21 protein-coding genes and 1 pseudogene are annotated in these 22608 nt (G+C 61.6%); 14 read left to right on the top strand and 8 right to left on the bottom strand.

Going from position 1 to position 22608, the window contains the following annotated elements:
• The 3 genes from AC1DJO_RS26830 to AC1DJO_RS26820 all read right to left on the bottom strand — a co-directional run.
• Positions 1-1058 (bottom strand): Hpt domain-containing protein (locus tag AC1DJO_RS26830; protein ID WP_477973847.1); only part of this gene is annotated, 1058 nt, incomplete at its 3' end.
• On the bottom strand, positions 1055-1423 hold the full coding sequence (locus AC1DJO_RS26825) for a response regulator (protein ID WP_112385492.1): 369 nt from the start codon (positions 1421-1423) through the stop codon (positions 1055-1057). The genes AC1DJO_RS26825 and AC1DJO_RS26830, both read right to left, overlap by 4 nt.
• The gene (locus tag AC1DJO_RS26820) at positions 1420-1749 is read right to left on the bottom strand and encodes an STAS domain-containing protein (protein WP_442210093.1); all 330 of its coding nucleotides are present in this window, start codon (positions 1747-1749) and stop codon (positions 1420-1422) included. The genes AC1DJO_RS26825 and AC1DJO_RS26820 overlap by 4 nt, the downstream gene beginning before the upstream one ends.
• Before the next feature lie 340 nt (positions 1750-2089).
• Here AC1DJO_RS26820 and AC1DJO_RS26815 point away from each other — a divergent pair, with 340 nt between their 5' ends.
• Positions 2090-3826: a chemotaxis protein gene (locus AC1DJO_RS26815; protein ID WP_477973845.1), complete on the top strand. Its 1737-nt coding sequence runs from the start codon at positions 2090-2092 to the stop codon at positions 3824-3826.
• Between the two features lie 3 nt (positions 3827-3829).
• Here AC1DJO_RS26815 and AC1DJO_RS26810 read toward each other — a convergent pair whose 3' ends face one another.
• Both AC1DJO_RS26810 and AC1DJO_RS26805 read right to left on the bottom strand, forming a co-directional pair.
• Positions 3830-4909: a tetratricopeptide repeat protein gene (locus tag AC1DJO_RS26810; protein WP_477949928.1), complete on the bottom strand. Its 1080-nt coding sequence runs from the start codon at positions 4907-4909 to the stop codon at positions 3830-3832.
• A gap of 10 nt (positions 4910-4919) precedes the next feature.
• On the bottom strand, positions 4920-5576 hold the full coding sequence (locus AC1DJO_RS26805) for a thiamine phosphate synthase (RefSeq protein WP_477940625.1): 657 nt from the start codon (positions 5574-5576) through the stop codon (positions 4920-4922).
• A gap of 107 nt (positions 5577-5683) precedes the next feature.
• Between AC1DJO_RS26805 and AC1DJO_RS26800 the strand changes: the two genes are divergently transcribed.
• Entirely contained in the window at positions 5684-6448 is a 765-nt protein-coding gene (locus AC1DJO_RS26800; protein ID WP_310297598.1) for a sulfite exporter TauE/SafE family protein, read from the top strand.
• Here AC1DJO_RS26800 and AC1DJO_RS26795 read toward each other — a convergent pair.
• A complete protein-coding gene (locus tag AC1DJO_RS26795; protein WP_477973843.1) occupies positions 6445-6837 on the bottom strand; it encodes a GFA family protein in 393 nt (130 codons plus the stop codon). The genes AC1DJO_RS26800 and AC1DJO_RS26795 overlap by 4 nt on opposite strands.
• A 123-nt stretch (positions 6838-6960) precedes the next feature.
• Between AC1DJO_RS26795 and AC1DJO_RS26790 the strand changes: the two genes are divergently transcribed.
• Positions 6961-7221, top strand: a complete 261-nt coding sequence (locus AC1DJO_RS26790) for an ArsR/SmtB family transcription factor (RefSeq protein ID WP_112385499.1) — start codon at positions 6961-6963, stop codon at positions 7219-7221.
• A gap of 160 nt (positions 7222-7381) precedes the next feature.
• On the opposite strand, the gene AC1DJO_RS26785 is transcribed toward AC1DJO_RS26790, so the two are convergent.
• Positions 7382-7555, bottom strand: a complete 174-nt coding sequence (locus tag AC1DJO_RS26785; RefSeq protein WP_112385500.1) for a YdcH family protein — start codon at positions 7553-7555, stop codon at positions 7382-7384.
• Between the two features lie 228 nt (positions 7556-7783).
• On the opposite strand from AC1DJO_RS26785, the gene AC1DJO_RS26780 reads away from it, so the two are divergent.
• The 7 genes from AC1DJO_RS26780 (at position 7784) to ggt (ending at position 13459) form a co-directional block, all read left to right on the top strand.
• Positions 7784-7987 (top strand): YdcH family protein, encoded by a 204-nt coding sequence (locus AC1DJO_RS26780; protein WP_112385501.1) that lies wholly within the window; start codon positions 7784-7786, stop codon positions 7985-7987.
• 19 nt (positions 7988-8006) lie between these two features.
• Positions 8007-8501 (top strand): 5-(carboxyamino)imidazole ribonucleotide mutase, encoded by a 495-nt coding sequence (gene purE, locus AC1DJO_RS26775; RefSeq protein ID WP_112385502.1) that lies wholly within the window; start codon positions 8007-8009, stop codon positions 8499-8501.
• The gene (locus AC1DJO_RS26770; protein WP_477973841.1) at positions 8498-9562 is read left to right on the top strand and encodes a 5-(carboxyamino)imidazole ribonucleotide synthase; all 1065 of its coding nucleotides are present in this window, start codon (positions 8498-8500) and stop codon (positions 9560-9562) included. The genes purE and AC1DJO_RS26770 overlap by 4 nt, the downstream gene beginning before the upstream one ends.
• Before the next feature lie 155 nt (positions 9563-9717).
• On the top strand, positions 9718-9843 hold the full coding sequence (ykgO, locus tag AC1DJO_RS26765) for a type B 50S ribosomal protein L36 (RefSeq protein ID WP_003566454.1): 126 nt from the start codon (positions 9718-9720) through the stop codon (positions 9841-9843).
• Positions 9844-9954: 111 nt separating this feature from the next.
• Positions 9955-10569, top strand: coding sequence for a tetratricopeptide repeat protein (locus tag AC1DJO_RS26760; RefSeq protein WP_310297209.1), 615 nt, complete (start codon positions 9955-9957; stop codon positions 10567-10569).
• Positions 10570-10634: 65 nt separating this feature from the next.
• Entirely contained in the window at positions 10635-11648 is a 1014-nt protein-coding gene (locus tag AC1DJO_RS26755) for an alpha/beta fold hydrolase (protein ID WP_477973839.1), read from the top strand.
• Positions 11649-11713: 65 nt separating this feature from the next.
• Complete coding sequence (ggt, locus tag AC1DJO_RS26750) at positions 11714-13459, top strand: gamma-glutamyltransferase (RefSeq protein ID WP_477973837.1); 1746 nt, start codon at positions 11714-11716, stop codon at positions 13457-13459.
• On the opposite strand, the gene AC1DJO_RS26745 is transcribed toward ggt, so the two are convergent.
• Complete coding sequence (locus AC1DJO_RS26745; RefSeq protein ID WP_477973835.1) at positions 13460-14167, bottom strand: hypothetical protein; 708 nt, start codon at positions 14165-14167, stop codon at positions 13460-13462.
• Positions 14168-14324: 157 nt separating this feature from the next.
• Between AC1DJO_RS26745 and AC1DJO_RS26740 the strand changes: the two genes are divergently transcribed.
• The 4 genes and pseudogenes from AC1DJO_RS26740 to AC1DJO_RS26725 all read left to right on the top strand — a co-directional run bounded on the left by AC1DJO_RS26740 (position 14325) and on the right by AC1DJO_RS26725 (position 22541).
• On the top strand, positions 14325-15386 hold the full coding sequence (locus AC1DJO_RS26740) for a helix-turn-helix domain-containing protein (RefSeq protein WP_477973833.1): 1062 nt from the start codon (positions 14325-14327) through the stop codon (positions 15384-15386).
• A gap of 72 nt (positions 15387-15458) precedes the next feature.
• Entirely contained in the window at positions 15459-16433 is a 975-nt protein-coding gene (locus AC1DJO_RS26735; RefSeq protein WP_477973831.1) for a threonine ammonia-lyase, read from the top strand.
• 45 nt (positions 16434-16478) lie between these two features.
• A pseudogene (locus AC1DJO_RS26730) lies at positions 16479-16629 on the top strand (GlxA family transcriptional regulator); the annotation flags it as partial.
• Between the two features lie 449 nt (positions 16630-17078).
• Positions 17079-22541: a beta strand repeat-containing protein gene (locus AC1DJO_RS26725; RefSeq protein ID WP_477973829.1), complete on the top strand. Its 5463-nt coding sequence runs from the start codon at positions 17079-17081 to the stop codon at positions 22539-22541.
• The last annotated feature ends 67 nt before the right edge of the window (positions 22542-22608 follow it).

The following is a 22608-nucleotide window of genomic DNA, read 5'->3' as shown; positions in this document are numbered from 1 at the left end:
GTGTCGCGCAACTCGCCCGACAGACGCTCGATTTCTTCCGAGACGGAGCGCAAGGCAATATCGGCACTGGAGCTGGCAAGCTGGCTGAGACGCGATTGGGCGATGACAAGCTCGCCAACGCGGTCCATCAGCTCGTCGAGGCGCTCGGCCGGAACACGAACGTTTTCCTGCGCCTTGGCCTGCCGGCTGTCGGCGGCAACAGCCGGCGCATCGCGCTTGACCGGCACCGCTTCGACCGGCTTGAAGGCCGGAGCGGCAGCAGCAGCCGGGACCGCGGCTGCGGGAATGGCTACAGGTGCAGGTTCGACGGGCTTCACGGGCTCGGCAGCAGGTGCCGGGGCGTCAACGATATCGACGACTTCGAGCTCCATGTCATCCATTACGAAGATGAAGACATCGTCGATCGCCGAACGATCCTGCTCACTCTTCAGCACCACTTCCCAAGAGACGTAGAGCTCGTTCGGGACCAGCTCGTTCAACGGCGGGATAGCGGCGGTATTGGCGCGGACGGTGCACTCGCCGAGTTCGCGCAGCTCGTCGAGCAGGCCGAGCGGATTGGTGCCATTGGCCATCGCATTCGACGGCAGGCTGAAACGGATGCGCCAATGGTTGAGCTTCTTCTGCTGCGCTGGTGCGGCGGCGGCCGGAGCAGCGACGGCAGGCACCGGCTCTTTCGCAGCAGCAGAACCGCCGACAGCTGGCTGCAGCAGGGCAAGCAGCTTCTGTCCGGTATCACCGTGATCGGCATCCGGTTGATCGACGAGAGCGCGCATGTGGTCCTGCGCTGCCAGAACCGCGGCCACCAGTTCGGCGGTCGCCGGTACTTCACCCTTGCGGACCCGGTCGAAAGCCGTCTCGCAGTGATGCGTGAAGGCGGCAAGCGCCTCGAAGCCAAACATGGCGCCCGAGCCCTTGAGGGTGTGCAGGCCGCGGAAGACGGCATCGACGAGACCCTTGTCGTCGAGCTGATGAGTGAGATCGAGAAGGCCCGCCTCGATTGCCTCCAGGCATTCGGCGGCTTCCATGCGGAAGACTGCGACCGGATCGAGCGTGCTCATCTGCCTAAGACCTTCTTGACGATCTTCACCAGGTTCTCAGGATCGAACGGCTTGGTCAGCCAGCCGGTCGCACCGGCGGCCTTGGCGCGCGCCTTCAGATCGGCGTCGGACTCGGTCGTCAGGAAGATGATCGGAACGCCAGCCTGGCTCGGCAGCTTCCGCAGCTCCTCGATCATCGTCAGGCCATCCATAACAGGCATGTTCAGATCGGTGACGATCAGATCGAACTGGGCGGTCTGCGCGGTGGCAAGGCCTTCCGCACCGTTGACCGCCTCGGTCACGGCGTAGCCTGCATTGGTCAGCGTGACCTTGGTCGTCAGCCGGATGCTGGCGGAATCGTCGACTGTCAGGATGTTGGCGCTCATGCTGTAACCTCTTTATGCAACCAGAACTTCGCGTCCTCAGCGGTGAAGGCTTCGACGAAGCCGGCCCGTTCGAGAACCTTGAGAAGACGTTCGCCAACAGGCGAGGAGAGTGTCAGGGATTTGCCCAGCGCCTTTGCTTGCCGCCGCGCCGATTCAACCAGCTGCACGAAGCTCAGATCAGCTTCGGCACCAGCCGGAATCTCAAATACAATCCGCTCATTACTATCGAGCGCCGAAATAATATTCGCACGCAGATCGGATACGTTTCTGATGCTCAGAACATCAGGAAATAATACAGAATCACGGAGTTGATTATCCATGTTCAAGTCAGCCCTCGCGGCATGAGAAATACTTGTATTCCTTTAAAGGACTCTCACGACAGGCTTAACGGGGAGTAAATTCTGGTTGTAACCGATCTGCAATTGGAGCGAGTCGGGACTCCCGAATTCTTACCTAAGATAAGTTGTAGTATGGCTTTTCAGCTATTTAAAAAAAAATGAAAACAATCTGTTATTTTAATATTAGGGCTAAAGCGGACAAGGGGCGCTGGAATCTTTACGCAGCATTAATCACAACGTACGCGAGTCGGAACTGTTTACCCCTCATTTCCATCCTGCCCGTAAAGATAGCACCAGATTTCCAAAAGTTATAAGTAAAGGGAACAGGGTGAAACACGGGGCGGTATCGGCACAGCCGACAATCTTGACGGCGGGCACGGATGTAAGCCGGACGCTGGAAATGGCGTGCAGCCAGGTCGAAGAGCGCTTCCTCGAAGGCGGCACGGTGCTGCTTTCGGTGATGGATGTTCTCAACCGTTTGCTGAATTCCCTCGATAACATCACCAAGGCGCTCGACAATAATGAGTCGAGCAATGCAGATGCCGATTTGCGCGCGACCGTCGAGAGCCTGACGGCCCTGCCGGTCACCGAACAGGCCCGCCAGAACGCCCTGACGGTCCTTGCACAGACCGGCAGCGATCTGCACAAGCACATTGCCGAAATGCAGGAGACCATGCGCTACCTGCGGACCTTTGCGGTGACCGTGAAGATCACCGGTGCCGGCCTTCCCGAATTCGCCGGTTTCGCCCAAGAAATACTCGAGCGCATCTATTCCGGTACCGAGGAAGTCAATCGCTTCGCCGGCCATCTCGACAGCCTGCAGAAGGAAGTCAAAGTGGCGCTGAGCTTTGGCGTCAATCTGTCGAAGAGCTATTCTGAAACCGTTCCTGCTGTGGCTTCGGCGCTCCGCCAGGATGCGCAGAAGATTGCCGGCCACCGCCAAAATCTTGGCGCCATCGCACGCGACGTCGGCGCCATCGCACGCGGCGTCCAGTCCAAGGTCGCCTCGACGCTGTCGGCACTGCAGATCGGCGACATCACCCGTCAGCGCATCGAGCATGTGCAGAGCAGCTTTGCCCTGCTCGACGAGTTTCTGGATGGCGACGGCAAGTCGCTCGACGCCGACCAGCGCGAGCGTTTGCGCAACGTCATCAACCACCTGACCGCCGCACAGATGGCGGACATGTGCACGGACTTCCACCGCGACTCGCAGAATGTGGTGCGGACGATCAAGAGCTTCAGCCACGATACGCACGAGATCATGAAGCTCCGCGACCAGATGGGCGGCGGTGGCGAAAACAACTTCATGCGCGCGCTGGAATCGAGCGTCTCGGCAGCCCACGAGATCGTCAAGCAAGTCGATGCGGCCACCCGGCAGGCGGACCAGGTCAGCCAATCGACGCTTGGCACCGCTGCTAAGTTGTTGGAATCGATCGGCAACATCCGTTCGGTCAAGACCGATATCAATTACATGGCGCTGAACACCAACCTGCGCTGCAGCCGTCTCGGCGAAGAGGGCAAGTCGATCAACGTCGTCACCGCCGAGCTGCGCATCTTTGCAAGCAAGCTCGACGATTCAGCTGACTCCATCGTCAATGGCCTTCCGGCACTGGAAGCGGCCGCCGGCAACATGGCGCCCGCAACCGGCAATTCCGGCGGCCTCGCCGAGAACCTGACGGCCGCCGTCGGCAGCATCCGCTCTGCCGCCAACATGATGGAAGAAGAACTGAAGGTGCTGGCCGAGCACGGCCGCGAGGTCGCAAGCAAGATAACCCTGATGATCGGGAAGCTCGATTTCGAACACGATCTCGGCGAAACGCTGGCCCGCTGCGCCACGGTTCTTGAAGATGCCGCCGGTCAGGAAATCGCCTCCATCGACGACATCGCCGAGGCTGTCGCGCCGCTCGATCGCAAGATCTTCAAGCTCTACACCATGGTGCAGGAGCGGCACGTCCACCGCCACATCATCCCGCAAATGGAAGACGAAGCGGCACCCGCACCGGTGGCGGCAGCCCCTGCAAACGCGGAGAGTGACGAAGATCTCTTCGCCGATGCGCTGTTCTAGGAACTACGGCAGCCGGCGGAACTTGTTCGCCCGGTCGATCCCCGCCTTCTGCTGATCGTCCTCGATCCCCAGAAAGAAGTCCTCAAGCTCCGGGTCGGGCAATCCGGCCCGGCGCGACAACACGTACCATTTGGCAGCCTCGATCGGATCGGGCTTGGTGCCGAGCGCATAGATGTAGAGATGCGCCAGCTTGTTCTGCGCCACGACATTGCCGCGGTTGGCGGCAAGCTGCATCCATTCGAAGCCGCGCACGAAATCGCGCGGACCGTTTTGGCCATTCACGAGCCAGACAGCCAGATCGACCTGGGCGGTATCGAAACCGGCGCGCGCCGCACGCGCCATCCATTCACGCGTCCGCCGGCGCTTTTCTTCCGGCAGGTCGGGCAAGGTCGAATAGAGCTCGGCAACGGCATATTGCGCGTCGGCAATCCCCTGTTCGGCTGACTTTTCATAATAAGGCAGCGCCAGCTTCAGCCCCTCCTGTCCGGGATGATCGGATGTCAGGATCTGCGCCCAGTTGAATTGCGCCGAAGAATTGCCGGAATCAGCCGCCTTCTTCATGTAGTCGTCGGCCTTCGCCTTGTCGCGCTGCACGATCTCGCCGGCCATCAGCATCAGCGCATATTTGAACATCGCCGCCGCATCGCCGCCCTCGGCCGCCTTGCCGTACCAGAAGGCCGAACTCTTCAGATCGCGGCGCACGCCAAGCCCGGCATATTGCATCTCAGCAACCAGCGTCTGTGCCGAGGGATCGCCAAGCTGCGCCCGCGGCAGCGCAAGCTGCATCGCCGTCAGGTAGTAGCCGCGCTGATAGGCGCCGTAGGCGTCATCGACGGGTCCGTGGTAATTCTTCTCGGGCGGCAGATCGGGCAGCTTCGCACCCATGCGATCTAGCACGCCGAGCCCGGACGAGGGCTGAGCACCCTCTGCGGGGCGGCCCTTCTTTAGCGGCTCGGCATCGCCGCCGACTGGCCGTGTCACCACATTGTCGATCGTCTGCGCGGCAGCAACGTGGGGCAGCGCCACGGCGAGCGTGGCGGCAGCAAGGAAGAATCGGCGCATCTGAACGGCTAGGATCGGCATAAGCGCGACTTCAATCCTCAAACCGTGGCGCTTTTTCGTCAAGAAGTGCGTTGACCTGCGCAACGATCGCAGGCGCCTGTGCCGGATCGGCAAAGACCGCCAGACGGAGGGCGACGAATTCGGCGCCGGATTCGGCAACGACAAGCGCCGAGGCCGGATCCGTTCCGCCCATCACCATGCACGGGATCTCGATCATCGATGCCCACCATTCGCCAAGCGCAACGTTCTTCGGATGCGCCTCCGGCTTGATGTCGCCGTCGAGCTTGCCGAAGAAAATGTAGTCCGGGCGGGCCTCGCCGATCTCCAGCGCCGTATGTCTATCGGTCGCGTTGCCGCCGCCGACGATCAGCTTGTCGGCATATTTGTCGATCGCCTCGGCCAGTGCTGCAGCCGGCTCAGCCATATGCAGCCCGTCAGCCCTCGCCCGTCCGACGATACGGCTGTCGCCCGATATCAGCGCTGCAGCGCCGGCATCCTGGATAACCGGCACAAGTTTCTCGGCATGTTTCTGAAAGGCGCCGTCATCGAGACCGTATTGCGGAACGATCACCGAGGCGACATCGCCGCCCTTCAGCGCGTCGCCGACGATCTTCGTCCTCTCATCGGCATCGGCGATGTCGGGGGCGATCAGAACTAGGCGGCAGCGGTTTTCCGGGTCGGTGGTCATGACGTCTTTCCATTTTCCGCGGATTCCGCCAGCAGGCGGCAACTCCGCACTCGTTTTGTGTGAGTAATTCCGATAGACGGGGCTGGCAAGGGGAGGACTTGAAAAGCATGCTGCCGGAACTGTCATTCTTTTACGCGGCGGTGCCCGCGGTATTGCTCGTCGGGTTTGCGAAGGGCGGCATGGGAGATGCCCTCTCGCTGATCGGCGTGCCTTTTCTGGCACTGGTCGTTTCTCCGGTGGAGGCCGCCGCCATTCTGCTTCCGATCCTCGTTTTCATGGACATCATTTCGCTGATCATCTGGCGCCAGCATGGCGACTGGACGACGCTGAAGATCATGCTGCCTGGCGGCTTGCTGGGTATCGCGTTCGGCTGGGCAACATCGGCGCTCGTTCCTGCAGACGCACTGCGCATCCTTATCGGCCTCGTTATGGTGCTCTTTTGCCTGCGATACTTCTGGAACAATTTCGGCCCCGGTGCAGGCAAAGTCGTCCCGCCGCGCGGCCAGCGCCCGATCCTCGCCAGTGCCTGGGCCACGCTATCCGGATATGGCAGCTTCGTTGCTCATGCCGGCGGTGCGCCCTTCCAGATCTACGCCTTGCCGCTGAAATTGCCGCCGCGCGAATTCACCGGCACCAGCGTTCGTTTCTTCGCAATCCTCAACGCCGTGAAGCTGATCCCCTATTTCGCCCTTGGCCAGCTCGACACCAAGAACCTCGTCACATCGATGACGCTGCTGCCCTTCGCGCCCCTGGCAACAATCGCCGGCGCCTGGTGTGTGCGCCGCATGAAGCCGGAGATCTTCTATCCGTTCATGTATGCGATGGCGCTGATCGCTGCCTTCCTGATCATCCGTGAGGGTCTCGGCTATTAATCTTCCGAGCGGCTTGGATTGTCGCGGTCGCGCTCATAGCTGCGAACCCAAGGGAATTTCGGCAGCCATGCCTCGCGGCGGATCGTCCAGAGCTCGTAGGCCGGCTTGAACTGGCTGGGTTCATCGAGCGAGCCGAGGTTCAGCTCGATCTCATCGCCGCTGCGGCCGAACACCGGCGAGCCGCAACGCGGGCAGAAGAAGCGCCCGGCATAACTCCCCGTCTCGCCTTGGACCTCGACCGCATCGGCAGGATAGATCGCCGAGGCATGAAACAAGGCGCCGTGATGCTTGCGGCAATCGAGACAGTGGCAAATGCCGACCCGGTATGGGGCTCCCGTTGCAGCAAAGCGGACGCTGCCGCAAAGGCAGCCGCCGGTGATGCGGTCCATCGTGATCCTCCTCAAAATGAAGCTGACTAGGTATCTAGGGCGGACGACGGCAAAGCTGCAATCGCGCTTGCTGCACCGCACAATTCCCTTGCCGGAATGCGCCCTTTGCCGTAGCGTTCCGGCATGTCGAGCGCTGACCCTTTCGCCGCGATATCAGATCCGAACCGGCGGTTCCTGCTGGAAGAGCTGAGGCGCGCGCCGAAGACGGTCAACGAACTCGCAGAAGGCCTGCCGATCAGCCGTCCGGCGGTCTCGCAGCACCTCAAGGCGCTCTTGGACTCCAACCTCGTTTCCGTGACATCCGAAGGCACACGCCGTATCTACGCGGTCAACAACCGCGGCTTCGACAAGCTCAATCTCTGGCTGGATCAGTTCTGGGCCTAGCGGCCCGCCGGACAAAAAAAATGCGCCAGTCCAACTCCGCACTGAATGGACTGGCGCATGATGTCTTGGGATCGGCTCTGTCTTGCTAAACCTTTTGAAAGATTATGTTTATGTCCTTATGGACCGCAATTGACCGAGCAATGATCTCTCAATTATTCGATTAGTGAACGGAAGATTTCAGACGTTGGATCTCGTCTTTGATACGCAGTTTCCTGCGCTTGCACTCCGCAATGTCTGCGTCTCTTTTGGAGGGAGCTGTCATCAGCGAATGTAACTCTTCCTCCAGAGCTACATGCTTCTTCTGTAGTGACTCAAGATGAGCTTGAACAGTCATTAGACCCTTCCTTCCTCTTGCCTTCCCCAGCCATCCATCGCTGGAGTTCTAGGCGTCAACCTTTCGACTGTGACATATTTTTGAAGGCTTGTCGAAGGCGAAAACATGGTGTGTCGATGGCAAATTCATGATCAACACTAACTTCCCGTTACCGCTATTTGGTGATAGGAGCTTGCGGAAATCATCGGCAGACCGGACAACGTCCGAAGACGATAATGGGGAATGTAAATGGCCGATCAGGAACAGGCGGAAGTCAGGCTCATCGCGGCTCGCCTGCGTCAGGAACACGAAGATTATGATGCCGCGATCAATGCCATGATTGCCACCGGCTGCGATGCTCTGCGCGTTCAGCGCATGAAGAAGAAGAAGCTTGTGATCAAGGACAAGCTGTCGAAGCTCGAGGATCAGATCATCCCGGATATCATCGCCTGAAGAGGACGTGCCGTTGACGATGACAGACAGACCACCCGTTGCCATCATCATGGGTAGCCAATCCGACTGGGAAACCATGAAGAACGCTGCCGACACGCTCGAGGCGCTCGAGATCCCCTACGAGGCGCGCATCATCTCCGCTCACCGCACGCCAGACCGGATGGTCAGCTTCGCCAAGGGCGCTCGCGACGAGGGGTTCAAGATCATCATCGCCGGCGCTGGCGGTGCCGCCCACCTTCCGGGCATGACGGCCGCCTTCACGCCGCTTCCGGTCTTCGGTGTACCGGTGCAATCCAAGACGATGTCCGGCCAGGACAGCCTGCTGTCGATCGTGCAGATGCCGGGCGGCATCCCTGTCGGCACGTTGGCGATCGGCAAAGCCGGCGCGATCAACGCCGCCCTGCTGGCCGCTGCCGTTCTTGCCCTTTCCGACGACGATATTGCCGATCGCCTCGATGAATGGCGCGCACGCCAGAGCGATGCGATCGCCGAATACCCCATGGACGATAGATGAGCGCAAAGACAATCGGCATCATCGGCGGCGGCCAGCTCGGCCGCATGCTGGCCATGGCTGCCGCCCGCCTGAATTTCCGCACGGTCATTCTGGAGCCGCAGGCCGATTCCCCGGCCGCCCAGGTCGCCAACCACCAGATCACCGCCGCCTATGCCGATCCGGCAGCCCTTGCCGAGTTCGCCAGCCTCTGCGACGTCGTCACCTACGAATTCGAGAATGTGCCCGTCGCCGCCGCCGAGACTCTGGCCGCAAGTGTCCCGGTCTATCCGCCGCCGAAGGCATTGGAAGCCGCCCAGGACCGTCTGGTCGAAAAGCGCTTCATCAATGACTGCGGCATTCCGACGGCCAAATTCCACGCGATCGACAGTCAGGCCGACCTTGAAGCAGCGCTGAAGGACTTCGGTGGCCAGGGGGTCCTGAAGACCCGGCGCCTCGGCTACGACGGCAAGGGCCAGAAAGTGTTCCGTTCGGCAGCCGACAGCGCCGAAGGCGCCTTTGCGGCGCTCGGTGGTGTGCCGCTGATTCTGGAAAGCTTCGTCGCCTTCGAGCGCGAAGTGTCGATCATCGCCGCCCGCGCGACTGATGGCACGGTCGTCGCCTTCGATCCGGCCGAGAATATCCACAGAAACGGCATTCTCCACACCTCGACGATCCCGGCCTCGATTTCCGATGCCACGGCAAAGGCTGCCCGCCAGGCCGCGGATGCAATCCTGACCTCTCTCGGCTATGTCGGCGTCATCGGTATCGAGTTCTTCGTGCTCGCCGACGGCAGCCTGATCGCCAACGAGATAGCGCCGCGCGTCCATAATTCCGGCCATTGGACGGAAGCCGGCTGCGTGGTTTCCCAGTTCGAGCAGCATATCCGGGCCGTCGGCGGGCTGCCGCTCGGCGATGCCGGCAGGCATTCGGATTGCGTGATGCAGAACCTCATCGGCGATGATATATTGACGGTACCGGACTGGCTGAGGCGCAAGGACGCCCTCGTCCATCTCTATGGCAAGACCGAGTCCCGCCCTGGCCGCAAGATGGGCCATGTGACGGTGCTGACGGCGAAAACCTAGGATTTTGCCGGATAAAAAGGCCTTCATGTGGTTGACACAGGAATGCCATCGGGTTATCTGCCTGCCCAACCTAAAGGCGCGCCACGAGCGCGCTTTTGAATGTTTGAAGATACGGGCGAATGTGAAATTCCCCCCAGAGATCGCGGATCAGAAAAATGAAGATCAAGAATTCGCTCAAGTCGCTCAAGGCTCGTCACCGTGACAACCGTCTGGTTCGCCGCAAGGGCCGCATCTACATCATCAACAAGCTGAACCCGCGCTTCAAGGCTCGTCAGGGCTGATTCTGCGTTCCGGAAGCGATTGACGGCGTAGCCGCTTGATCGCTCATTTCCGGTGGGTCGCTTTGGTGATCACGTCAAATTTTCTTTGATCTTGTGTGATGGCGGGCTACATTGTCCGCCATGCGCTTTTTTGCTTTGCTCTTGGCGGCCGCGCCGCTCGCCACCGGTTTCCTTGCTCCTGCCTTCCCCGCCGAAAGCGCCGAGAAGGATGTCATCGTCGAGCAGCCGGATACCAACGCCTCCCCGAAGCAGAGGCTCGACAATCTCTACGCCCAGCTGAAACGCGAACGTGACCCCGAAAAGGCCAACGGCATCGCGCAGGAAATTCGCACGGAATGGAACGATTCCGGCAGCGCCACCGTCAATCTTCTGATGCAGTGGGCCGACAAGGCGATCGAGGACAAGCGCAGCGCCGCCGCCCTCGACTTTCTCGACCAGGCGATTGCCCTGAAGCCGACCTATGCCGAGAGCTGGAACCGCCGCGCGACCCTCAACTACGCCTCGGGCAATTATCGCAAGTCGATGTCGGACATCGAGCATGTGCTGGATCTCGATCCCCGCCACTTCGGCGCATTGTCCGGCATGGCCGCGATTCTGAACGACACCGGTAACGACCAGCTGACGCTGAAGGCATGGGAACGCTTCCTGGAGGTCTTCCCGGCAAACCGCACGGCGCAGGAGCAGGTGAACACGCTGTCCGAAAAACTGGCGGGCAGCCGCACCTGATCTTGACGGCGGCCGCGCGAGACCAATTTTAGGAAACAGTCACAGAGTTCACCGCCGGTCCGCCCATGCTTCCCGAAGTTTCCGCCCTTCTTGCCCCTCTGGCCGCCGCGATCGGCTACAGCTCCTTCAAAGCCCGGCAGTTCGAGCAAGCTTTCCCCAATGTCGGCGAGCTGACCGATATCGGCGGCTATCGCATGAACGCACTGCATATCCCGCGTCCAGACACAGCCGACCTGCCAGCGATCGTCTTCATTCATGGCGCCAGCGGCAATCTGCTGGATCAGACCGGTGCCTTTCTGCGGCCTCTGCAGGGCCGCGCCGAAATGCTCTTCGTCGACCGCCCCGGACACGGTTACTCCGAGCGTGGGGGGCCCGAAAATGCCGTGCCGTCCGGCCAGGCGGCGGCCATCGCCCGACTAATGGAAAAGCGCTGCATCGAGAAGGCGATCATCGTCGGCCATTCCTTCGGCGGCGCCATCGCCGCCGCCTTCGGCGTCCATCATCCGGAGAAGACGGCGGGGCTGCTCTTCCTTGCGCCGGCGACCCACCCGTGGCCGGGCGGCGTGGACTGGTACTATCATGCGGCAACCGCCCCGCTGTTCGGCTGGCTCTTCAATCACGCGCTCGTCGTGCCAATGGGATTGCGGCGGCTGGAACAGAGCACGATGAACGTCTTCCGGCCGAACGTCCGCCCGGCTGACTATATCGCCAGCACCGGCCCGTCACTGGTACTGCGGCCCGGCACCTTCCACAACAACGCCACGGATTTCACCCGCCTGCTCGGCTATCTCAAGGCCGAGTCCCATCGCTATCGGGAGATCACCGCGCCGACCGTCATCATGACCGGTGACAGCGACGACATCGTCTGGGAACACCTGCACTCCCAAGGCCTCGCCCGCGATATCGCCGGCTCGGAGCTGGTGACCATACGGGGCGTCGGGCACAAGCCGGATTATCTGGCGACCGATGTGGCCATCGCAGCACTTGAGAAGATTGCAGGCATGCCGCGCGATCTGCAGGCAGCGGCCCGTATCGCCGAAGAGCGGCTGACCGGCGATATCGTTGCGACCGCCAACTGAAAGCCTTGCACCTGGCGCAGGCCGAACCATATCCACTCGATAATTTATCTTTTGGAGGGAATCTCATGGACCGGCTTCAAGCCAAAACCATTTCGCTTTTCACCGCTTTAGCCTTCTCTCTCAGCCCGCTTTCCACCAGCTTTGCCGCCTCGCCTGCGCCCGTCGAAGGGCAGCATGGCATGGTCGTCACTGCCCAGCATCTGGCGACCGATGTCGGCGTTGAGGTTCTGAAGAGCGGCGGCAACGCCGTGGATGCAGCTGTGGCCGTGGGTTATGCGCTGGCCGTTGTCTATCCCACTGCCGGCAATATCGGCGGCGGCGGTTTCATGACGATCCGCACCAAGGACGGCAAGAGCACCTTTCTGGACTTCCGCGAACGCGCACCGCTCGCCGCCACCAAGACCATGTATCTCGATGCCAAGGGCGATATCGTTCCCCGCGCCAGCCTCGACGGCTATCTCGCGGTCGGCGTGCCGGGATCGGTGATGGGCTTCGAGACCGCGCGCGAAAAATACGGCACCAAATCCCGTGCCGACCTGCTTGCCCCGGCAATCGCTTTCGCCAAGGACGGCTTCACCTTCGAGCAGGGAGATGCAGCCTCGCTCGCCGGCAGCGCAAAGCGCCTCGCCAAAGACGAGGCGGCTGCCAAGATCTTCCTGAAGCCCGATGGCAAGCCTTACGCCGAAGGCGAGAAGCTAGTGCAGCCGGAACTCGGCGCCGTGCTTCAGGCGATATCCGAGAAAGGCCCCGACGCCTTCTACAAGGGCACCCCGGCAGACGCGATCGTCAAGGCCAGCCAGTCAAAGGGCGGCATCCTCGCCAGGGAGGATTTCGAGCAATATTCGGTCCGCGAACTGAAGCCGATCGAATGCAATTACCGCGGCTACGACATCATCTCCTCACCCCCGCCCTCCTCCGGCGGCGTCATCATCTGCGAGATCCTCAACGTTCTCGAAGACTACCCGCTCTCCTATCTCGGCTACGGCTCGGCCGATACTGTGCATGCGATGGTCGAGGCGATGCGCTACGCCTATGTCGACCGCAACGCCGCGCTTGGCGATCCTGACTTCATCGACAATCCGGTTTCCAAGCTGCTCGACAAGGCCTATGCCACCGAGATCCGCGAGAAGATCGATCCCTACAAGGCCGGGAAATCGGCCGATCTGAAACCGCTCGGCGGCAAGGAAAGCACCGAGACGACCCACTATTCGATCATCGACGACGAAGGCAACGCCGTTGCGGTGACGTACACGCTGAACGGCTCCTTTGGAGCCGGTGTGGTGGCGCCGGGCACCGGCATCCTCTTGAACAACGAGATGGACGACTTCACCTCCAAGCCCGGCGTGGCAAATCTCTACGGCCTCGTCCAGGGTGAGGCCAACGCCATCGCCCCGAAGAAGACGCCGCTCTCCTCGATGAGCCCGACTGTTATCACCAAGGACGGCAAGCCCTTCATGGTAATTGGCAGCCCGGGCGGCTCGCGCATCATCACCATCACGCTCGAAGCGATCCTCAACGTTATCGATTTCGGCATGGACATCAGCCAGGCAGTGAATGCCCCGCGCATCCATCACCAATGGCAGCCGGACAAGGTCTATCTTGAGCCCTATGCACTGTCGCCTGACACCGAAAAGGCGCTCGCCGCCATGGGCTACAGCTTCGACGGCGGCAACGATGCACCTCTCTGGGGCCAGGCCGCCGGCATCCTCGTCGGCGGCAAGAGCCTTGCCGACATCGAGAAAGGCGGCGGCTCACGCTACTATGGCGCCATGGACAGCCGCGCTGCGGAAGGTTCGGCCAAGGGCTACTGATCAGCGGATCCGGGCGCGGACATAATCGCCCCGGATCGTCACCTGCGGCTTTGCCCCCGGCACGCTCGGCGTCAGGGTATCGACCAGCGACGCCTTGGCCATCACCGTGTAGTCGACAGGAACGTCCTTGCCGAAACCGAGGGTGGCGTCGAGCGACTGCGCCTCGATACCTATCGTTTCGTCCCGGGTGATCGAGGCATAAGTAAGGTTCGCCCGTACCGCGGTTCCTGCGATGTCGACCTCCGATGCGTGACCGTTGAGTGTAATATCCGCAGCATTGCCCGATGTCCGAAACGTGGAAAAGTTTCCATCAAGCCTTGCCATGAAGGCCTGCTGGTTGATTCTGACGGCCGCACCCGCAGGCACGTTGGCGGAAACTTCAGGCGTGCAATCGGCAATGTCGCTCCATGCCGAGACGCCGACATCGATGGTCATTGYCGTGCCGTCGATCCGCACCCGGCTTTCATCCTTGCAGGCATTGAAGAACCAGCTCGAGTACCAGGACGAGAACCAGCCGCTGCGGCGGCCGGATGTGGCGGCTTCATAAGGCTTGCCGGCATCGGTGGTGATCCTGATCGAGCTGGAATCGCCCTGGATGACGATAGAGCGGATCCTGGTGATGTCGAAGATTTCGCCCGGCGTGTTCGAGCCACCGAAGGCGGAAACGAGGCTCATGAAGAAAAGCGGTATGGAAAGGATGATGGTCATCGGTTTGCTCTCTGTTTGACACCGGTCGATCCGGCGCAAGCAAAGGTGAGGTCCGCTGCGCTTTCTTGAGACCTCGATCGTGTTCCGGGTCGCCCGCAATTGCGATCAAGGCCAATCTCGTGCTCATATTGACGAGATAAATGTCCGGACACTGCCGATGATTTTCGTACCGCTGCCTTTCGTGGTCGCCCTGCTCCTCTCTATCCTCTTCATCCGGATGCTGAGGATGGAGGAATGGAGCGCGCCCGGGCGGCGGCTGTTTCTGGCGCTGATCGCCGCCTATGCGGTTCAATCCGTCTTCATCGGCCTGCGCTGGGGCTACGACATGCTGGCGATCATGCCGCTGCAGGCCGTGCTCGCCGCCATCGTCGCACCGCTCTCCTTTGCAAGCTTCGCGGACCTGACGCTTGGCACGCCACGGCCGCTGAGCCGGCAATGGCTGCATCTTCTGCCGGCAATCGGCGTTGCTCTGGCATTCGCCTTCTGGCGGGATGTCGTCGGCCTGAGCCTAATCCTGCTCTTCATCGGCTATGGCGTCGCGCTGCTCTGGATTTCGCGAAGCGGCGCCGATGCGCTTGTCGCCTCCCGCCTTGACGGGGCGTTCCTTTCCTATCGCTCGCTGGTCATTACGGCTGTCGCGCTGATCGGCTCGGGCCTGAGCGACGTCGTCATCAGCCTCGATCTCTACCGCACTGGCGGCGCCAACGCCGGGGCCATCGTTGCGCTCGGAAATGTCATCGTACTCCTGATCCTCGGCGCCGCCGCATCGATCGCCGGCGGCACGCAGCCGGAACAGGGCATCGACAGCGCGCCTCCACCCCCTGCTCTTCCGACGGAAGAGGACGGCGCCGTCGCCAGCCGTCTCGACAGCCTCATGGAAACCAAGCAGATCTATCGCGATCCCGAGCTCAATCTGAACCGCATCGCCCGCAAGCTCGGCCTCCCCGCCCGCCGCGTTTCGGTGGCGGTCAACCGCATTCACGGCATGAGCGTCTCGCAATATGTCAACGAATTCCGCATCCGCTTCGCCTGCGATCAACTGGCGCATAGCGATGTGCCGGTCACCAGCGTGATGTTCGAGGCGGGCTTCATCAGCAAGTCGAACTTCAATCGCGAGTTCCTGCGCGTCACCAGCACCAGCCCGACGGAATACCGGCGCCGTGAGCGCGCGCCGCAGCTCGCCAGGGAGAGCGCGCTACAGGCTTTCGTGTCACGGTGACAAGAACCGGCGTTCACAAGCGCCAAGCCGTCTTCTATTCATGGCGCAGCACATCAGCCGAAAGAGCACCCCATGGCATCCATTGAAATGATCGTCGCCGCCCGCGCCCGTCTGCGCGGACACATCCGGCGCACGCCGCTGCTCTCGTCGCCCTTTCTCGACGAGATGGCCGGCCGGCGCGTCTTCGTGAAGGCCGAATGTCTGCAACACACGGGTTCCTTCAAGTTCCGTGGCGGCTGGTCGGCGGTATCGGGACTGGAGCCCGATATCCGCAAGCGCGGCGTCATCGCCTTCTCGTCCGGCAACCACGCGCAGGGCGTGGCTCTGGCGGCCAAGCTGCACGGCGTCCCCTCGGTCATCATCATGCCCGCGGACGCGCCGAAGCTGAAGATCGACAACACCCGCGCCTTCGGCGCCGAGGTCGTGCTCTACGATCGCGCCAAGGAAGACCGTGACGCGATCGGCGCCCGGCTCTCTGCCGATCGGCGCCTGACATTGATCAAGCCTTTCGACGAACCGCTCGTGATCGCCGGCCAGGGCACGACGGGTCTTGAGATTGCCGAACAGGCGGAAGAGGAAGGCATCAAGGAAGCCGAAGTTCTGGTGCCCTGCGGCGGCGGCGGACTGAGCTCCGGCATCGCGCTGGCCTTGGAAGCAAGCGCCCCGAGCTTTACCGTCCGCACCTGCGAACCCGAAAACTTCGACGACTTCGCACGCTCGCTGGCATCAGGCGAAATCAAGCGGAATGCGGCGATGGCCGGCTCGATCTGCGATGCGATCATCACGCCTGAACCCGGCAAGATCACCTTCCCGATCCTGCAGCGGCTTGCCGGCGCAGGTATCGCCGTGACGGACGACGAGGCGCTGCGCGCCATGGCGCTCGCCTTCAAGCGGCTGAAGATCATCGTCGAGCCCGGCGGCGCGGTGGCACTTGCAGCGGCACTGTTCCACGGCAAGGCGCTGGAGAGCGATACCGTCATCACCGTCACTTCGGGCGGCAATGTCGATACCGAAGTCTTTGCAATGGCGCTGGAGCGCTTCGGCTGACGCCGGATCCTCAAACCTTATAGCGGGTGGCTGGTTTCGAGCAGAAACCTGCGGCTGGAAGCGGCAAGACTGTTGATGTGACAGGCGCGCCACCCGATCGGTGCTTTCGCCCGCGAGACCGGCTTTTGCCGATGGCGAGCGGATACGCCGTGCCTTCCTGCGCGCATTCAGCCCGCCACCGCAGAACATCCGCCGGACGCACAGAGCGAACAGGTCCCCTGGACTCGCGATCATTACCGCACGCGGAAGCTGTCTATTTCGCGGCGCCGTTGATCGGGCGTTGTCTCTCCATCCTCACGCAAGCTTAGCACGACACATATCCTGACAAGACGGCGGCAGGTAGGGCTGTAATCGTTGGTTGTGGGGTAAGTCATTTTTCGGCCGATAACGGCTCCGGTCGTTTTGAGCCTGACGATTTGCGGCAGCAATGCCGCATGTCGTGTTGGGAAGGCGGCCGCTTTACGCGCGCCGCATCGATAATGCTTGTCCCGCCCATCGGCTCGCTTCCAGCGATGCCTGTCGAACCATTTGTTTCTGCGTCTTGTTCCGTTGCGTTTGTTGCAAACCGCCCGAAGGCGGTGCGTGCGAACCTTTGGACATCAGACGTGAGACGGTTACCGGCAACGCCAGTGCAAGGGCAACTAGATGACCTCGATCGCTTCCTTTACGACCGCCCAGATCAGAGCTCTCTCGACGAAGACGATCAAGGAGCTTTCGGCCGAGGATATCGGGTCGCTCTCTCCTGATCAGGTGAGGGTTCTCAGCAAGACGCAGATTTCTGCGCTCGAAGCGGAAGATATCAGACAGCTCGACTCAGCTCAGCTTGGTGCCATATCGGCCGGTGCGATTGCCGGTCTGGGACCGGAGCTACTCGCAGCGATCGACGCCGCGAAACTTGCCGCGCTTGGCGGGGCTCAGATCGCCGCCTTGAGCACGACCCAGCTTGCTGTCCTCACCCCCGAGCAGATCGAGGCTCTGACGCCCGATCAGATCAAGGGCCTGAGCGCATCCCAGATTGCTTCGCTCGGGGCGGACGATATCGCCAAGTTTTCGGCAGAAGACGTCGGGGCGATCAGCCCCAAGGCGATCGGCGGCTTGCAGACCGAAGCAGTTTCCGCTCTCAGCGGCGAGCAGATCGCCGCATTGAGCACCGATCAGATCAAGGCGCTGACGGCAAAGCAGATCGCCGGCTTGACGCCTGGCCAGATCGCGTCGTTCTCCGAGAGCCAGATCGGCGCACTGTCGGCAGCCCAGGTCGGCACGCTGTCCAACACACAAATCGTCGGACTGACTGCCACACAGATCGCAAGTCTCAGCAACACGGCCATCACAGGTCTGAAGGCAACACAGATCGCCGCGATGAGCGATGTCCAGCTTGAAGGCCTCAGTGTTGCCCAGGCAGCCGCACTGACCGCAACCCAGGTTGGCGCGCTGGGCGCCGATGACATCGCCAAATTCTCGCCCGACGAAATCGGAGCAATCAGCGCCAAGGCGTTTGCCGCGCTGAAGCCCGAAGCGATCGCGGCTCTCAGCGGCGAGCAGATTTCCAAGTTGAGCGCCGATCAGATCAGAATGCTGACGGTAAAGCAGGTTGCCAGCATAACGCCGGACCATTTCGGTGCATTCTCCGACCTGCAGATCAAGGCACTGTCGGCCACCCAGACCGGCGCACTGACCAATGACCAGATCGGCGGCCTGACGGCAGCGCAGATCGGCCAGCTTAGCACTGGGGGCATCAGCGGTCTGAAGGCGGCGCAGATTGCCGTGATGCGGGCGGATCAGGTGGCCGGTTTGACGGCTGCTCAAGCAGGACTTCTCACAGCTTCCCAGGTTGCCGGCTTCAGCGCCACCAATGTTACCGGGCTGAGCGGAGACGCCATCGCAGCCATCAAATGGCCCAGCGGCCTTGGCAATGCGGCAATTGCGGCACTTAGTAGCGATCAGATTGCCAAACTGAGCGCCAATCAGATCAAGTCGCTGACGGCGAAGCAGATCGCCGGCTTCACGCCGGATCAGATCGCCACTTTCTCAGGCGTGCAGATCAATGCATTGTCCGCAGCACAGGTTGGTGCGCTGACCAACGCGCAGATTGCCGGCCTTTCCGGCACACAGATCGGCCAGCTCAACACTGCGGCCACCCCGGGTCTGAAGCCGACACAGATCGCGGCCATGAGCGCGGATCAAGTGGCCGGCATGACTGCAGCGCAGATGGCGGCGATGAGCACCCTGCAGGTTGCCGGCTTCGGCGTCGAAAACATTTCGAAGATGAGCGCGGAGGCCTTTGCGGCGATCAATCCAAAGGCCATCGGCGGCTTGAAGAACGAGATCATCGCAGCCCTGGGAAATGAGCAGGTCGCCTCATTGAGCACGCTGCAGATCAGAGCGCTGACGGCAAAGCAGTTCGCCAGCCTGACACCTGCTCAGTTCGGCACCTTTTCCGACGTACAGATCAAGGCTCTGTCGATAACCCAGGCTGGTGCGCTGACCAACGATCAGATCAGCGGCCTTTCCGGTGCCCAGATCGGCCAGCTAAGCAACACGGCGCTGAGCGTTCTCAAGGCAAGCCAGATCGCTGCGATGACGGCCGAGCAGCTTGAGGGTCTAAGCGTTGCACAGGTTGCTGCCCTGACGGCAACGCAGGTCGGCGCATTGACGCCGGAGGATATCGCCACATTCTCGGACGACGAGATCGCGGCCATCAGCCCCAAGGCCATTGGCGCATTGCCGGCCAATACCATCGCTGCACTCACCGACACGCAGATCGGCATGCTGAGTGCGGATCAGATGAAAGCATTGACCGCCAAACAGATTGCAAGCTTCAGCCCTGCGCAGCTCGGAACGTTTTCCGAGACACAGATGAAAGCTTTGTCGGCAACGCAGACCGGTGCGCTGACCAACGCCCAGATCGGCGGATTTTCCGATATCCAGATCGGTCAACTTAGCAATGCTGCCATATCCGGCCTCAAGGCAACGCAGATCGGCGCGATGACGGCTGACCAGCTTGGCGGTCTCACGGCAGCCCAGGCCGGGGCGCTGACGGCAGCGCAGACTGCCGGTCTTACGGCAACCAACGTCACCAAGCTGAGCGACGAAGCCATTGCCGCCCTCAACACCAAGGCGATCGGCGGCCTGAAGAGCGAGGCGATTGCAGCGCTCAGCAACGACCAGATCTCGATGTTGAGCGCTACGCAGATCAAGGCGTTTACGGCATCTCAAATAGCCAGCTTCACCCCTGATCAGCTCAGAGGTTTCAGCGACGAGCAGATAAATGCGTTGTCTGGGGCTCAAGCCGCATCGCTTGGCACGGCCCAGATTGCAGCACTGACGCCTGCTCAGATCGGTGAACTCAGCAACGCCGCCATTGCTGGTTTGAAGGCGGCGCAGATCGCGGCGATGAGCGCCGACCAGCTGTCCGGACTGACGGCAGCGCAGGCCGCTGTTCTTGCCGCTGCGCAGGTTGCCGGGGTGAGCCCGGGCAATTCCACGAAACTGCCCGTCGATGTTGTCGCCGCCATCCCCCCGAAGGCGATTACAGGCATGAAGAACGAAACGATCGCCGCTCTGACCGACACCCAGATCGGCGAACTCAGCGCCGACCAGATCAAGGCATTCACTGTAGCGCAGATGGGCGGCTTCACTGCCGCTCAGCTCGGCAAGTTCACCGACGAGCAGGTTGGCGCGCTCTCAGCGGCTCAGGTCGGCGCGCTGACCAAGGAGCAGATCGCAGGTCTGTCCGCGGCGCAGATCGGCCAGCTCAGCAGCGCGGCCGTTGCTGGTCTGAAGCCCACGCAGATTGCCGATATGACGGAAGCGCAGCGCGAAGGCCTGAGTGTCGCCCAAGCCGGCGCGCTGACGGCAGCTCAGATTGGTGCGCTCACCGTGGCCGACATAGCCAAGTTCTCCGACGAAGAGATTGCCGCGATCAATCCCAAGTCCATTTCCGGTCTGACCAACGCAGTGATCGCCGCTCTCACCCCAAGCCAGATCGGCAAGTTGAGTGCTGAACAGATCGCAGGCTTGCTGCCCAGCCAGGTTGCCAGCTTGACGGCAACGCAGCTCGGTAAGTTCACTGAAGAACAGATCGGCGCGATAACGGCGGCGCAGGCCGGTTCGCTGACCAATGACCAGATATCAGGTCTGTCCGGTGCGCAGATCGGACAGCTGAGCACTGCGGTTTTTGCCGGTTTGAAGGCCTCTCAGATTGCCGCAATGACGGCTGACCAGATTGCCGGGCTTACGGCCGCGCAGGCCGGTGCCTTGACCGCGGCACAAACGGCTGGCCTGACGGCAGCAAATATCGTCAAGCTTGGCGACGAGGCATTTGCCGCGATCAATCCCAAAGCCATCGCCGGCCTGACCAACGAGGCGATTGCCGCCTTGAGCGACAGCCAGATCGGAAAACTGAGCGCGGAACAGATCGCGTCGGTCACTGCACAGCAAATCCCGGGCTTCACCGCAGCACAGCTCGGCAAACTTACCGAGCAGCAGATAGGCGCACTATCCGCGGCTCAGGTCGGCGCACTGACCGGCACACAGATCGGCAGCCTTACTGCCGCTCAGATCGGTCAAATCAGCAATACCGCCTTTGCCGGCCTGACCGCTACGCAGATCGCGGCGATGACGCCAGATCAGGTAGCCACGATCACTGCGGACAAGAGCGCTTTGCTGACTGCGGCACAGGTCGCCGGCTTCAGCGCGCTCGCTGTCAGCAAGCTGAGCGACGATGCCTTCGCGGCCATCGGCGCCACCGCGATTGGCGGCCTCAAGCCGGAGGCCATCAGCGTCCTCAGCGACAGCCAGATCGCCAAGCTCGGCGCTGACAAGCTCAAGGCTTTGACCGCATCGCAGATGCCCGGTTTCACCCCGGCTCAGCTCAGCAAGTTCACGGACGAGCAGATGGGGGCGTTGTCGGCGGTGCAAACCGGGGCGCTGACCAACGATCAGATTACGGCTCTCTCCGCTGCCCAGATCGGCCAGCTGAACAACGCTGCGGTTGCCGGCCTGACGCCGGCGCAGATCGCCGCCATGTCGGATACGCAGCTTGAAGCGCTCAGCGTTGCCCAGGTCGGCGCAATGACGGCCGCTCAGGTGGCCGCCCTGAGCCCGCAAGATATTGCGAAATTCACTGCCGACGAAGTGGCGGCTATCAGCCCAGCGGCGATAGCCGGCCTGAAGAATGACGCGATCGCAGCCCTGAGTACCGAACAGATCGGCAAGCTCAGCAAGGAGCAGATCGCCGGCCTGCTTCCGGCGCAGATCCCGGGCCTCACGCCTGCACAGCTTGGCGGGCTCACCGACGATCAGATCGGCGCCCTGTCGGCAGCGCAGGCTGGAGCACTGACCAACGGCCAGATCGCGGCGCTTTCTCCTGCGCAGATCGGCAAGATCAGCGCGACCGCCACCGTCGGCCTCAAGGCAAGCCAGATTACGGCCATGACCGCGGATCAGGTGGCCGGGTTGACCCCGGCTCAGATTGGCGGCTTCACCGCCCTGCAGGTGGCCGGATTGACGGTCGCAAACGTCTCCAAGCTGACGAATGAAGCAATCGGCGCCATCAATGCCAAGGCGATGATCGGCCTGCGGAGCGACGTCATCGCTGCCCTCAGCGATAGCCAGCTCGGTAAGCTCGGCCCCGATCAGCTGAAGGGGCTGACGCCGCAGCAGATTCCGAGCTTCAGCCCGGCTCAGCTTGCCAAGTTTACAGACGCTCAGCTCGGCGCTCTGACTGCCGCCCAGCTAGGCGGGATGAGTGCCGTGCAGATCGGCAGTCTGACCGCCGCACAGATCGGAAAATTCAGCGACACAGCTGTCGCCGGTTTCACGCCAGCCCAGATCGCCGCGATGACGGCTGACCAGATTGAAGGCTTCACACCGGCGCAGACGGCAAAGCTGAGTGCCGCACAGCTCGCCGCAATGGCGCCCGAAGATGTGGCGAAGTTCTCCATCGAAGACATTGCTGCCATCGACACCGGGGCGATTTCCGGACTTTCCGTCGAGGACCTCAGGGGTCTCGACAAGAACCACGCCAACGCCTTCACAAGCCCTCAGGTCCTTGCCATGAACGACCAACAGGTTGCAGCCGTTGTGGCGGCCTATAGCGACTTCTAGAGTAGTCTCTGGTTCCTGGCCGCTCCCCATCAAGGATCGGGAGCGGCTATCAATTCGGCTGTGGCAG

It is taken from the genome of Rhizobium sp. 05N430 (assembly GCF_056396985.1).
The sequence above is the reverse complement of the archived record's forward strand: the minus strand, read 5'-3'. Positions and strand labels throughout refer to the sequence as shown.